This is a genomic window from Mesorhizobium sp. P3_B5 (assembly GCF_056402815.1).
Map to the genome: position 1 here is coordinate 667,208 of NZ_JBFUGR010000002.1, position 13,366 is coordinate 680,573.

The window sequence follows — 13,366 nt, forward strand, 5'->3', positions numbered from 1 at the left end:
AGCCCATGGATCCCAAAGACAGGCCAAGCCGTGCGACCGAAGCATTTTTCGGTCGCCGGCGCGGCAAGACCATTCGCCCGCAGCAGGCGGCCGCACTCGAAAGCGGCTTCAGCACCTACAGGCTCGACCTGACGGCCAAGCCGCCTGCCGATCTGCGTGATCTGTTCGCGACGGATGTTTCCGCGGTTCAGCTGGAAATCGGTTTTGGCGGTGGCGAGCACCTTTTGCACCGGGCTACGGCGGCACCTGCCACCGGTTTTGTCGGCGTCGAGCCGTTCGTCAACGGCATGGCCAAGATGATGATGGCGGTGCGCGAAAAGCCGCTTGCCAACCTTCAGGTCTATGACGACGACGCCACGCGCCTGCTCGACTGGTTGCCGGAGGCTTCGCTCGATGGCATCGACCTGCTTTATCCCGACCCGTGGCCGAAGAAAAAGCACTGGAAGCGGCGCTTCGTCAGCCCGCTCAATCTCGACCGTTTTGCGCGCGTTCTGAAGCCTGGTGCAAAGTTCCGCTTCGCTTCCGACATCGACACCTATGTGAACTGGACGCTGCTGCACTGCCGGGCGCATGGCGCATTCGCGTGGCAGGCGCAGGAAGCGGCCGACTGGCACCGGCCCTATGATGGCTGGCCGGGCACGCGCTACGAGGCGAAGGCCATTCGCGAGGGCCGGCGGCCGGCCTATCTTACCTTCGTGCGAAGCTGATCCTGGTTCGCATTTGAAAAGGCGACGCGGACGCGCAGGCCGCGATCGTCCTTGCCCGCCGACAGATCGAGCCGTCCGCCAAACAGTGCCGCGATCTCCTCGACGATCGGCAGGCCGAGCCCCGCTCCTGGTTTGCCGCCGACACCGCCGCGCACGAAGCGCTGGCGCACGCCTGCCAATTCATTGGCCGCGATACCCGGTCCACTGTCTTCGACTTCCAGCACGACATCGTTGCTGTCGGCGAAAACCCTGACGGTCGCCTCCGTCCCGCTGCCGGCATAGGCGAGCACGTTTTCGATCAGATTGCGGATCATTTCGCTGAGCAGCATCGGCTCGCCGCGGACGAACTGCGCCTGTTCGCCCTCGAAGCCGAGGTCGATGCCGGCGCTGTGGGCCTGAGCGACAAAGTCGGCGGTCAGCGTCTGCGCAAGTTCGGTCAGATTGATCGCGCCAAGGCTCTTCAGCCGATCGGACATCGCTTCGTCGACCTTGGCCAGCAGCAGCAGCTGGGCGATGACGCGTTCGGCATGGGCAACCGCCTCGTCGCCGATCGTTGCGGCATGACGGGCCTCTTCAAGCGAATGGGCGCGCGCCGAAAGCGCCAGCTGCGTGCGGATGATGGCCAGCGGCGTGCGCAGCTGGTGGCTGGCATTGCCGGTGAAATGCCGCATCGCGCCAAGCGCCGAACCAAGTCTTCCCATGAACGAATTGACGGTGTCGACCAGGCCGCGCACCTCTTTTGGCACCGATTGTTCGATCGGGTGCAGATCCTCGGGGTTACGCTCGGCAATGGCGTCGCGCAGCCGATAGAGCGGCCGCAGCGAAAAGGTGACGGCGAGCCACATGATTGCCGCTGCGCTGCCGATCAGGATGGCCAGCCGCAATGCGGAGCGCAACAGGATTGTCCGCGCCAGTTGCGTGCGGGCGATCGTCGTTTCGGCGATGGTGACGACGAAAGGCACCGAACTCGCCCCGGTCGAAGCGGCGCGCGACAGCGATGTCAGCCGGATGGGCTCGCCGCGAAAGCTGGCATCGGCATAGCCGCTTTCCTCGCGCGCAAGCCCTTTGATCACCGGCAACGTCTGATAGCCGGTTATGAAGACGCCACCGGGGCCGTCGACGCGGTAGAACACGCGGTCCTGCGCTGCCGACGTCAGCATTTCGAGCGCCACATAGGGGACGTCGACCTCCAGCACGCCGTTCTCGGCAACGACTATGCGCTCGGCAATGGCCAGCGCCGAGCCGGCAAGCACCCGGTCCGAGACGGCGTTTGCCGTATTCACGGCCTCGCGATAGGTGTCGGCGAGCGCAATCAGGCCGATGATGACCAGCGGCACCAGCAGCCAGACCAGCAGCCGCCTGCGCAGCGAATATGGCTTTGCCGGCACCATCAGCCGCTTTGGATCTTTTCGAGGTAATAGCCGATGCCGCGTGCGGTCCTGATCGTCAGGCCGTAAGGCGCCAGCCGCTTGCGCAGGCGGCTGGCATATTGCTCGATGGCGTTGGCGCTCAGATCCTCGTCGAAACCGGCAAGCGATTCGATGATGGCCTGCTTGGCCACCACCTTGCCGGCGCGCATGAACAGCGTTTCGAGAAATGCCAGTTCGCGCGCCGGAATGTCGATTGTTGCTCCCTGCGAAGAGAAGCTGCGCGTGTTGAGGTCGAGAACCACTTCGCCGAAAGCAACGGTCGCTGCCTTGAGGCCGGCGCGGCGGCGCAGCAGCGTGCGAACCCGCGCCTCCAGTTCGCCGACATCGAAGGGTTTGACCATATAGTCGTCGGCGCCAAGGTCTAGCCCTTTGACCCTTTCGTCCAGCGAGTGGCGCGCCGACAGGATCAGCACCGCCGCGTCATGCTGGCGACCGCGCATGGTGCGCAGCACTTCCAGACCATCCATCTGCGGCAGGTTGAGGTCGAGAATGACGAGGTCAAACCGCTCGGTGGCAAGGACGGCCACGGCCGACGCGCCGTCGCCGACCACGTCGACGGCATAGCCGCTGCCCTTCAGCACGGCTGCGAGACCGGCGGCCAACGTCTGACTGTCCTCTACCACCAGAATGCGCACCGGGTTCTCCTCCCCTGCACCGACGATGCCCATTCGACAGGCAAAGGTCCAGAGCGGTGTCACTTGCGCGGTGGCGTGTCGCCGTTGTGCAGTCCCCGTTGTTGAGGCATGGTCTGGCGACCATGCGCCTGGCCATCCTCACCGTTCTGGTTTGTCTCTCGGCGCCCGCATGGGCGGACGTCACCCTGTTTCCCGCACTTGACGGGGCTTCGAATACCCGCACGCTGGTCGTCTATTCCTCGCTGGACGCGCCTTTGGCCAAGCCGATGATCGACGGCTTCCAGAAAGCCAATCCCGACGTCGCCGTGCGCTACGAGGATCTGTTGACGACCGATATCTACGATCGCGTCGTTGCCGAAACTGATGCCGGCAAAGGGACCGCCGACATCGCTTTTTCCTCGGCCATGGACCTGCAGGTCAAGCTCGCCAATGACGGCTACGCCCAGGAAAGCCGCCTGCCGCTTTCCGATCTCTGGCCGCGCTGGGCAAACTGGCGTAACACCGCCTACGCACTGACCTTCGAGCCCGCGGTGTTCGTCTACCACAAGCCGAGCTTCAAGGACGCTCCGCCGCCCGCCACGCGCGGCCAGTTCGTCGATTTTCTCAAGACCCAGGGCGACAAGGTCTACGGCCGTATCGCTACCTACGACATCGAGCGCTCCGGCGTCGGTTTCATGTTCATGGCGCGCGACCAGGAACAGTACCCGGATATCTGGTCGGTCATCCGTGCCATGGGAGCGTCCGGCGTGAAGCTTTACTCGACCAGCTCCGCCATCCTCGAGCGCATCGCCGATGGCCGCTTCGTGCTTGGCTACAACATCCTGGGGTCCTATGCCGCCGATTGGGCCGCCAGGGATCCCGACGTCGGCATCGTGCTGCCCAAGGACTACACGGTGGTGATGTCGCGCATCGGACTGGTGCCCACCGCCTCCCGCTCGCCGGACCTTGGCCGCCGTTATCTCGAATATTTCATGTCCGCCGAAGGACAGACGGTGATGGCGCGCAAATTGCAGATCGCCGCCGTCAATCCGGAAGTTTCGGGTGAGAACACGGCAAACAGAATGCAAGCGGTTCTCGGCGGACAATTGCGTCCGGTCCCGGTCAGCCCGGGCCTGATGGTCTATCTCGACCAGGTCAAGCGCATGCGCCTCATCGAACGCTGGAATGCGGCGCTGCGCAGTCCCTGATCGTACGATATTCCTATCCTGTTGCATCGGTGTCAGTCTGATGTCAGGTTGCTGCGCTAGGTAGGTTTTGGCCCATCCGTGGAGGCGGCGAGGCTCGGAAAGTTCGGGAGGACTTCGAACACGTTTCCGCAAAGACCACCCGACGGCGGCAACCGGCGCTGCGCGAGTGGTTTGGAAACGCTGCCCATATCGGCCGGCCCTGAGCCGGGCCGGTTCCTTCCCTAGTTATTTCGAGACGCAGCCTGACGCGGGCTTCGAAACTGAACAGGCATTTGCCCCGCGCATGCGGGTCGCAAGGGAGGAACGGCAATGAAGCAATTCGTGTTGGCATCCATCATCGCGGGCGCACTCGCCCTGCCGGCCGCAGCGGCCGACTACAAGATCATGGCTCCTGCAGCCCCTGGCGGCGGCTGGGACCAGACGGCGCGTTCGATGCAGACCGCGCTCCAGGACGAAAAGATCTCGGGCAGCGTCCAGGTCAACAACGTTCCGGGCGCCGGCGGCACCATCGGCCTCGCGCAGTTCGTCAATCAGGCCAATGGCGATCCGACCCAGCTTATCGTCGGCGGCTATGTCATGGTCGGCGCGATCCTCACCAACGCTTCGCCGGTGACGCTCGACCAGATCACCCCGATTGCCCGCCTGACCGGCGAATATGAAGCGATCGTCGTTCCAACCGCCTCCGACATCAAGGATATGGCTGGGCTTGTTGCCAAGCTCAAGGCCGATCCGGGTGCGGTTTCCTGGGGTGGCGGTTCGGCCGGTGGCACCGACCATATTGCTGCCGGGCTGATTGCCAAGGCCGTTGGCGTCGATCCCACCAAGATCAACTACATCGCCTTCTCCGGCGGCGGTGAAGCGCTTGCCGCCATTCTTGGCGGTCAGGTGACCGTCGGCATTTCCGGCTACGGCGAATTCGAATCGCAGATCAAGGCCGGACAGCTGCGCATCATCGGCATCTCCAGCGATGCCAAGGTCGAAACCATCGATGCGCCGACCCTCAAGGAAAGCGGCGTCGATGTTTCCATCCAGAACTGGCGCATGGTTGCGGCCGCTCCCGGCCTCTCCGCCGACCAGAAAGCCGCCGTGCTGGCTGACGTCGACAAGATGGTGCAATCGGCTTCGTGGAAGAAGATCCTCGCCGACAAGGGCTGGGCCAACACCTATCTCGCCGGTGACGATTTCGCCGCACAGCTCAAGAAGGACACCGAAGCCACGGCGGTGATCCTGAAAGATATCGGTCTGGTGAAATGAGCCAGACTGACCAAAATGAAGCGAAGCGCCGCCCGGATCGGGCGGCGCTTGTCATTGCCGCTATCCTGGGCGTGGTGGCTGTGGTGATTGCCTGGAGCACCGCCAGCCAAGGTGCCGGCGCCAATTATGCCCGTGTTGGCCCGACAACATTCCCCTATTTCATTGCCGCGGTGTTTTTCGGTCTGTCGATCTGGACGGCTTTCGAGGCCGTTCGCGGTGATTTTCCCGAACGCGAGCATCAGGAAATCAGCCCGATCCTGTGGATCGTCGGCGGCCTCGTGGCTCAGATGCTGCTGCTGAAAGTGGCGGGTTTCGGGATTGCCACGGGCCTGCTCTTCGCCGCGACCGCGCGCGCATTCGGCCGTGGCCCGTTGTGGCAGACGGTCCCCATCGGCATCGTCCTGTCGTTCGTCATCTGGATCATCTTCGCCAAAGGGCTGCAGCTTTCGCTGCCTGCCGGCCCGCTCGAACGCCTGTTCTGAGCGATTTTCATGGGAGTTCGGCCCTAGATGGATACGTTCGGTCTGCTGGCTAACGGGTTGTTGACGGCTCTCCAGCCGATGAACATGCTTTATGCGCTCATCGGCGTCACGCTTGGCACGGCTGTCGGCGTTCTTCCCGGCATCGGCCCGGCGCTCACCGTGGCGCTGCTTTTGCCGGTCACCTACAAGCTGGACCCGGCGGGGTCGCTGATCATGTTTGCCGGTATCTATTATGGCGGCATGTATGGCGGCTCGACGACGTCGATCCTGCTCAACACGCCGGGCGAAAGTGCCTCGATCGTGACCGCGCTGGAAGGCAACAAGATGGCGCGCGCCGGGCGCGGCGGGCCGGCCCTGGCGACGGCGGCCATCGGCTCCTTCGTCGCCGGCCTGATTGCCACTATCGGCCTCGCCTTCATCGCGCCAACCATCGTCAAGATGGCGCTGTCCTTCGGCCCGGCCGAATATTTCGCGCTGATGATCCTCGCTTTCATGACGGTTTCGGCTGCCTTCGGCGACTCGACCCTGCGTGGTCTCACCGCGCTGTTCATCGGCCTGGCGCTCGGCTTGATCGGCATTGACCTGCAGACCGGGCAGGCGCGTCTAGCTTTCGGCATTCCCGATCTGCTCGACGGCATCGAGGTGACCACGCTTGCGGTGGCGCTGTTTGCCATCGGCGAGGCGCTGAGTGTCGCTGCCAGCAAGAGCAGCAGCTCAACCATCCAGGCGGTCAAGGGTTCGGTCTGGATGACCCGCGAGGACTGGCGCCGTTCCTGGAAGCCGTGGCTGCGCGGCACCGCCATCGGCTTCCCGATCGGTGCGATGCCGGCCGGCGGCGCCGAGATCGGCACGTTCCTGTCCTATTCGGTGGAAAGGCAGCTGGCGGAAAAACCGGAAGAATTCGGCCACGGCGCGATCGAGGGCGTTGCCGGCCCGGAAGCGGCCAACAACGCCTCGGCCGCCGGCACGCTGGTGCCGTTGCTGACGCTCGGCCTGCCGACCACGGCCACGGCTGCGATCATGCTCGCCGGCTTCCAGCAGTTCGGATTGCAGCCTGGCCCGCTGCTTTTCGCCACAAACCCGCAGCTTGTCTGGGGTTTGATCGCCAGTCTGCTCGTGGCCAATTTCATGCTGCTGGTGCTCAACCTGCCGCTGATCGGGGTCTGGATCAAGCTTTTGACCATACCGACGCCCTGGCTCTACGCCGGCATCCTGCTGTTTGCGACGCTCGGAACGATTGGCGCCAATGCAGCGGTGTCGCAGGTCAACATCCTCGGCCTGTTCACTTTGCCCGTTTCTTTTGAACTGGGCATGCTTTTGGTATTCGGCCTGCTCGGCTACGGGTTGCGCCGCTTCGGCTATCCGATCGCGCCTGTCGTGGTGGGGCTGATCCTGGGGCCGATGGCCGAGCAGCAATTGCGCCGCGCTTTGGCCATCAGCCAGGGCGATGTGTCGATCCTTGTCGGGTCGCCGATTGCAGTGGTGCTGTTGCTGCTGGCGGCGACTGCTGTCCTGCTGCCGCTCTATTTGCGCGCCCGTGGCCGGGGGAAGGTGCTGGCGCAGCTTGGCGCCAGCGAGGACTGACAGGCTTAAAAGCGCCGGATGCGGTGGAAATCGCGCGGCTCGATGCTCAGCGTCACCAGGTCCCGATTGTTGGGGCGGCGACCGCGCTCAACAGCGGCGGACACAGCGATGGCGCTGCCAAACAGGCGCACCAGTTCGCCAATGGCGCCAAACGGCTTATGGGTACTCATCTTTTCTTCCTTACTGCCGCACATTGTGGAAATCGTTCGGCGAAACGCAGATAGGTGCCGCAAAGACAGTCGGTTAGGGGTGCAGATGCATGCGTGCCATGCACCTACTGCAACAGTCCTAGGAATTCCCCCTGGTGGGCGATGCCGGCCACGGCACTTGAAAGGCGGGCCACCTTCGTCTATATCAACGTCAAATTCTTGGTCGGTATGACGAAGAGTGGGTCCACCCGGTCCCGCTCTTTTTTATTACCTGCCGGTCAGCCACCAATCGAACGACAGGGATCGAATGACTGCAACGGCAAGCGAAGGCGACGACCGCATCATCCGCGAAAGCGGTATCGATGCGCGCATCGCGCTGATCGTACAGCCGGTCCTGCGCGGCATCGGCTTCCGCCTCGTCAAGGTGCATCTGTCGGGCCAGAACGGGCTCACGCTGCAGATCATGGCCGAACGCGAGGACGGCACCATGACCGTCGAGGATTGCGAAGAGGTCAGCCGCGCGGTGTCGCCGGCACTCGATGTCGATGACCCGATCGAGAAGGCCTATCATCTCGAAGTGTCGTCGCCGGGCATTGACCGGCCGCTGGTTCGTAAATCGGATTTCACGACCTGGGTCGGTCATCTGGTGAAGCTGGAAACGTCAGTCCTCGTCGCCGACCGCAAGCGCTTCAAGGGCAAGATCACTGAGGCCGGCGAAGACGATGTTGTGATCGCGCGCGACAAGGCCGCCTATGGCGAGGAGCCGACGGTGCGCATTCCTTATGACACGATCGCCGAGACACGGCTGATCCTCACCGACGACCTCATCCGTGACGCGCTGTCGAAGGACAACCGGGCGCGCAAGGAAGCCAAGAAACGCCGCGGCGAACCGGACGACGCGCCAGAGGGTGCTGAAGACGGCGCGGAAGACGAAATCGAACAGGAACTATGATTGAGCGGCCGGGCCTAAAGGCTCGGCAACCAAGCTCGGGAGAAAAAAGATGGTTGTAAGCGCCAACAGACTTGAACTGCTGCAGATCGCCGACGCGGTCGCGCGTGAAAAGTCGATCGACAAGTCGATCGTCATCGCTGCCATGGCCGATGCGATCCAGAAGGCGGCGCGCTCGCGCTACGGCCAGGAAACCAACATCCGCGCCGACATCAACCCGAACACCGGCGAGATGAAGCTGCAGCGGCTGATGGAAGTGGTCGAGAAGGTCGATGACTACGCGACGCAGATCGCTATTTCCTCGGCCCGCGAGCGCAATCCCGACGCGCAACTCGGCGATTTCATCGCCGAACAGCTGCCGCCGATGGATTTCGGCCGCATCGCCGCCCAGTCGGCCAAACAGGTCATCGTGCAGAAGGTGCGCGAAGCTGAGCGTGACCGTCAGTATGACGAATACAAGGATCGCATCGGGGAGATCGTCAATGGCACCGTCAAGCGTGTCGAATACGGCAACGTCATCGTCGATCTCGGCCGCGGCGAGGCGATCATCCGCCGCGACGAGCTGATTCCGCGCGAAAACTACAAATATGGCGATCGCGTCCGCGCCTATGTCTACGACGTCCGCCGCGAACAGCGCGGCCCGCAGATCTTCCTGTCGCGCACCCATCCGCAGTTCATGGCCAAGCTGTTCACCATGGAAGTGCCGGAAATCTACGACGGCATCATCGAGATCAAGTCGGTTGCCCGCGACCCGGGCTCGCGCGCCAAGATCGCCGTCATCTCGCGTGACAGTTCCATCGATCCGGTCGGCGCCTGCGTCGGCATGCGCGGCAGCCGCGTTCAGGCGGTCGTCGGCGAGCTGCAGGGCGAGAAGATCGACATCATTCCGTGGTCGCCCTCGGCCGCTTCCTTCATCGTCAACGCGCTGCAGCCGGCCGAAGTCGCCAAGGTGGTGCTCGACGAGGATGCGGAGCGCATCGAAGTCGTAGTGCCGGACGACCAGCTGTCGCTGGCCATCGGCCGTCGCGGCCAGAACGTTCGGCTGGCTTCGCAGCTGACCGGCTGGGACATCGACATCCTGACCGAGGCTGAGGAATCCGAGCGCCGCCAGAAGGAATTCGTCGAACGTTCGTCGCTGTTCATGGAAGCCCTCGATGTCGACGAGATGGTCGGCCAGGTGCTGGCTTCGGAAGGCTTCACCAGCGTCGAGGAAGTCGCCTATGTCGACGCCGGCGAAATCGCCTCCATCGACGGCTTCGACGAAGACACCGCCTCGGAAATCCAGACCCGCGCCCGCGAGTATCTGGAGAAGATCGAGGCCGAGCACGACGACAAGCGCAAGGCGCTGGGCGTGACCGACGAATTGCGCGAAATCCCCGGTGTCACCACCGCCATGATGGTGACGCTCGGCGAGGACGGCGTGAAGACGATCGAGGATTTCGCCGGCTATGCCGCCGACGACCTGACCGGTTGGAAGGAACGCAAGGACGGCGAGACCAAGGTATTCCCCGGCGTGCTCGCCAATCACGGCGTGTCGCGCGCCGACGCCGAGCAGATGGTTCTGGCTGCCCGCCTCAAGGCCGGCTGGATCACCGAAGACGAGCTTGCAGCCGAAGAAGTCCCGGCTGACGAAGCCGTTGGTGCGTGAGGTGAAACCGCATCGCACCGAACCCGCCCCAGGACGAGATGAACGATCGCACCTGCATCGTCACCCGCAAGCAGGCCGAACCGGATGATCTGATCCGTTTCGTCGTCGGCCCGGATTCGGCCGTCGTTCCGGATATCAAGAGAAACCTGCCCGGCCGTGGTTGCTGGGTGACCGCCGACCGCCTACATATCGACAAGGCGGCGGCGAAGAACCTGTTTGCCCGTGCCTTCAAGGCGCAAGTGACCGTGCCACCCGATCTCGGCGGCATGGTCGAAGGACTGCTTTCCAAAGCTGCTTTGGGCATGCTCGGCCTCGCCCGCAAGGCAGGCGCAATTTCCCTCGGCGCCACCAAGGTCGAGAGCGCGGTGCGCGGCGGGCTGGCGCTTTTTGTGCTCCATGCCGCCGAAGCATCGGACGATGGCGTGCGCAAGATCAGCCAGGCGAGACGGGCCACCGTCCATCTCGGCGGGCCTGCCATCCTTGCCTACAAACTTTTCTCCGAGGCCGAGTTGAGCTTGGCATTGGGGGGTACAAATGTGATACATGCTGCCGTTCTCGCGGGAGACGCGGGCAAGGCGGTCCAGAAGCGCATGGTTGCGCTCGACCGATATCGGGGCGGTACCCCGGACGATCTGGCAATGCTTGCGGCCGTTGCTGACGAAGATGATGCCGCAGAGGATATGGAATGAGCGATACGAAATCGGGCGACGACAAGACGTTGAGTGTTACGCCGAAGAAGACCTTGACGCTGAAGCGCCCCGGTACGGAGCAGGGCATTGTGCGCCAGAATTTCTCGCATGGCCGCACCAAACAGGTCCTGGTCGAGACCAAGAAGCGCAAGTTCTCGATGCCTGGCGACAAGCCAGAGCCGGTCGCAGCCCCTGCGTCCGTGTTCACGCCGAAGCCGCCAGTGGCGGCAGCGCCCGTTGTGCAGGAAGCGCCCAAGGCGCCACCGCCTCCGCCGCCGGCTGAACGCGGCGGCATGGTGCTGAACGAATTGTCGCGCAATGAAATGGAAGCCCGCCGCAAGGCGCTCGAAGGCTCCAAGGTCCGCGACGTCGAGGATCGCCAGCGCGCCATCGACGAGGCCAAGCGCCGCAACGAGGATGAAGAGCGCCGCAAGCGCGAGCGTGAGGAATCCGCGCGCCGCCAGGCCGAGGAAGAAGCCCGGTTGCAGACCGAGGCCGAGTCCCGCCGTCGCGCCGAGGAAGAGGCACGCCGCCGCGCGCCGCTTGCCGCCGAACTGGCGACCGTCGACGATGAAGAAGACGTCAAGCCGAAGCGCACCGGCGCCGGCGCCCCGGTGCGCCGTCCGGTTACGCCCGAAGTGGCGCGCCCGGCCAAGCCCACCAAGGGCGAGGAAGACCGCCGTCGCGGCAAACTGACGCTCAACACTGCGCTTTCCGACGAGGATGCGCGCGCCCGCTCGCTGTCGTCGATGCGCCGCCGTCAAGAGAAGTTCAAGCGCGCGCTGCATAATGAGCCGCGCGAGAAAGTTATGCGCGAAGTGATCCTGCCCGAAACCATCACCATCCAGGAACTGGCGCAGCGCATGTCCGAGCGCGCGGTCGATGTGGTCAAGTTCTTCATGAAGCAGGGCCAGATCCTGAAGCCGGGCGACGTCATCGACGCCGATACGGCCGAACTGGTTGCTACGGAATTCGGCCATACGGTCCGCCGCGTTGCCGAGTCCGACATCGAGGAAGGCCTGTTCAACATCGCCGACAACGCGGAGGATCTCGAGTCGCGTCCGCCGGTGGTGACGATCATGGGCCATGTCGATCACGGCAAGACCTCGCTGCTCGATGCCATCCGCAATGCCAATGTCGTCTCCGGCGAAGCCGGCGGCATCACGCAGCATATCGGCGCCTATCAGGTCGAGAAGAACGGTCACAAGATCACCTTCATCGACACGCCCGGCCACGCCGCCTTCACGGCAATGCGCGCCCGTGGCGCTCAGGCCACCGACATCGCCATCCTTGTGGTGGCGGCCGACGACAGCGTCATGCCGCAGACGATCGAATCGATCAGCCATGCCAAGGCGGCCGGCGTTCCGATCATCGTGGCCATCAACAAGATCGACAAGCACGACGCCGATCCGCAGAAGGTCCGCTCGGAGCTGCTGCGCCATGAGGTGTTCGTCGAATCGATGGGCGGTGAAGTGCTGGACGTCGAAGTCTCGGCGACCAAGGGCACCAACATCGACAAGCTGCTCGAAGCGATCCTGCTGCAGGCCGAAATCCTCGACCTGAAGGCCAATCCGGACCGCACCGCCGAAGGTGTCGTCATCGAAGCCCAGCTCGACAAGGGCCGTGGTCCCGTCGCCACCGTGCTGGTGCAGACCGGCACCCTGATGCCGGGCGATATCCTCGTCGCCGGCAACGAATGGGGCCGGGTGCGCGCGCTGGTCAACGACCGTGGCGGGCAGATCAAGGAAGCTCCGCCGGCAATGCCGGTCGAGGTGCTTGGCCTGCAAGGCACGCCGCAGGCCGGCGACCGTTTCGCCGTGGTCAACAACGAGGCCCGCGCTCGCGAGATCACCGAATATCGTCAGCGCCTGGCGCGCGAGAAGGCAGTGGCCAAGCATGCCGGCCAGCGCGGCTCGCTCGAACAGATGATGTCGCAGTTGCAGACGAGCGGGCTGAAGGAATTCCCGCTGGTCATCAAGGGCGACGTGCAGGGCTCGATCGAGGCGATCAATGCCGCGCTCGACAAGCTCGGCACCGACGAGGTGCGCGCCCGCATCGTTCATGCGGGTGCCGGCGGCATCACCGAAAGCGACGTGTCGCTGGCGGAAACCTCTGGCGCCGCGATCATCGGCTTCAACGTCCGCGCCAATGTGCAGGCGCGTGCGGCTGCCGCGGCAGCTGGCATCGAGATCCGCTACTACTCGATCATCTACAATCTCGTCGATGACGTGAAGGCTGCTCTTTCCGGCCTGCTGTCGCCGGAGCGTCGCGAGACCTTCATCGGCAATGCCGAGATCCTCGAAATCTTCGACATCACCAAGGTCGGCAAGATCGCCGGCTGCCGTGTCACCGAAGGCAAGGTCGAGCGTGGTGCGGGCGTCCGTCTGATCCGCGACAACGTCGTCATCCACGAAGGCACGCTGAAGACCCTGAAGCGCTTCAAGGACGAAGTCTCGGAAGTTCCGGGTGGCCAGGAATGCGGCATGGCCTTCCAGAACTACGAGGACATGCGCGTCGGCGACGTCATCGAGTGCTTCCGCGTCGAGATGGTAACCCGGACGCTCTGAGTTCGAGTGCCCTGTTGAGACCGGGCGGTGGTCGAAAGGCCGCCGCCCAACACATTTGAGACATGCGGCACGGTCCCATCCCGCG

12 protein-coding genes are annotated in these 13,366 nt (G+C 63.8%); 9 read left to right on the plus strand and 3 right to left on the minus strand.

Going from position 1 to position 13,366, the window contains the following annotated elements:
- Positions 1-5: 5 nt before the first annotated feature.
- Positions 6-707 (plus strand): tRNA (guanine(46)-N(7))-methyltransferase TrmB, encoded by a 702-nt coding sequence (gene trmB / locus AC1DVW_RS08140; protein ID WP_477322305.1) that lies wholly within the window; start codon positions 6-8, stop codon positions 705-707.
- On the opposite strand, the gene AC1DVW_RS08145 is transcribed toward trmB, so the two are convergent.
- Together AC1DVW_RS08145 and AC1DVW_RS08150 are read right to left on the minus strand one after the other, a co-directional pair.
- A complete protein-coding gene (locus AC1DVW_RS08145) occupies positions 683-2,098 on the minus strand; it encodes a sensor histidine kinase N-terminal domain-containing protein (RefSeq protein ID WP_477322307.1) in 1,416 nt (471 codons plus the stop codon). The two genes, trmB and AC1DVW_RS08145, sit on opposite strands and share 25 nt — an antisense overlap.
- Positions 2,098-2,772 (minus strand): response regulator transcription factor, encoded by a 675-nt coding sequence (locus AC1DVW_RS08150; protein WP_477241888.1) that lies wholly within the window; start codon positions 2,770-2,772, stop codon positions 2,098-2,100. The genes AC1DVW_RS08145 and AC1DVW_RS08150 overlap by 1 nt, the downstream gene beginning before the upstream one ends.
- Positions 2,773-2,894: 122 nt before the next feature.
- On the opposite strand from AC1DVW_RS08150, the gene AC1DVW_RS08155 reads away from it, so the two are divergent.
- The 4 genes from AC1DVW_RS08155 (at position 2,895) to AC1DVW_RS08170 (ending at position 7,279) form a co-directional block, all read left to right on the plus strand.
- Positions 2,895-3,959: an ABC transporter substrate-binding protein gene (locus AC1DVW_RS08155; RefSeq protein ID WP_477322309.1), complete on the plus strand. Its 1,065-nt coding sequence runs from the start codon at positions 2,895-2,897 to the stop codon at positions 3,957-3,959.
- A gap of 309 nt (positions 3,960-4,268) precedes the next feature.
- Positions 4,269-5,213 carry a Bug family tripartite tricarboxylate transporter substrate binding protein gene (locus AC1DVW_RS08160; RefSeq protein ID WP_477322311.1) on the plus strand — a complete coding sequence of 315 codons (945 nt, stop codon included), beginning with the start codon at positions 4,269-4,271 and terminating at the stop codon, positions 5,211-5,213.
- Positions 5,210-5,695, plus strand: a complete 486-nt coding sequence (locus AC1DVW_RS08165) for a tripartite tricarboxylate transporter TctB family protein (RefSeq protein ID WP_477241602.1) — start codon at positions 5,210-5,212, stop codon at positions 5,693-5,695. The genes AC1DVW_RS08160 and AC1DVW_RS08165 overlap by 4 nt, the downstream gene beginning before the upstream one ends.
- 27 nt (positions 5,696-5,722) lie before the next feature.
- Positions 5,723-7,279, plus strand: coding sequence for a tripartite tricarboxylate transporter permease (locus tag AC1DVW_RS08170; protein WP_477322313.1), 1,557 nt, complete (start codon positions 5,723-5,725; stop codon positions 7,277-7,279).
- Between the two features lie 5 nt (positions 7,280-7,284).
- Here AC1DVW_RS08170 and AC1DVW_RS08175 read toward each other — a convergent pair whose 3' ends face one another.
- The gene (locus AC1DVW_RS08175) at positions 7,285-7,449 is read right to left on the minus strand and encodes a hypothetical protein (RefSeq protein WP_477241606.1); all 165 of its coding nucleotides are present in this window, start codon (positions 7,447-7,449) and stop codon (positions 7,285-7,287) included.
- Between the two features lie 286 nt (positions 7,450-7,735).
- On the opposite strand from AC1DVW_RS08175, the gene rimP reads away from it, so the two are divergent.
- Genes rimP through infB form a run of 4 tightly spaced genes read left to right on the plus strand, consistent with a single transcriptional unit; the run spans position 7,736 to position 13,281 of the window.
- Positions 7,736-8,380, plus strand: a complete 645-nt coding sequence (gene rimP, locus AC1DVW_RS08180; RefSeq protein ID WP_477322314.1) for a ribosome maturation factor RimP — start codon at positions 7,736-7,738, stop codon at positions 8,378-8,380.
- A gap of 49 nt (positions 8,381-8,429) precedes the next feature.
- Positions 8,430-10,025 (plus strand): transcription termination factor NusA, encoded by a 1,596-nt coding sequence (nusA, locus tag AC1DVW_RS08185; protein WP_477241610.1) that lies wholly within the window; start codon positions 8,430-8,432, stop codon positions 10,023-10,025.
- 38 nt (positions 10,026-10,063) lie between these two features.
- Positions 10,064-10,714 (plus strand): RNA-binding protein, encoded by a 651-nt coding sequence (locus AC1DVW_RS08190; protein ID WP_477241612.1) that lies wholly within the window; start codon positions 10,064-10,066, stop codon positions 10,712-10,714.
- Positions 10,711-13,281, plus strand: a complete 2,571-nt coding sequence (gene infB, locus AC1DVW_RS08195) for a translation initiation factor IF-2 (protein WP_477241614.1) — start codon at positions 10,711-10,713, stop codon at positions 13,279-13,281. The genes AC1DVW_RS08190 and infB overlap by 4 nt, the downstream gene beginning before the upstream one ends.
- The last annotated feature ends 85 nt before the right edge of the window (positions 13,282-13,366 follow it).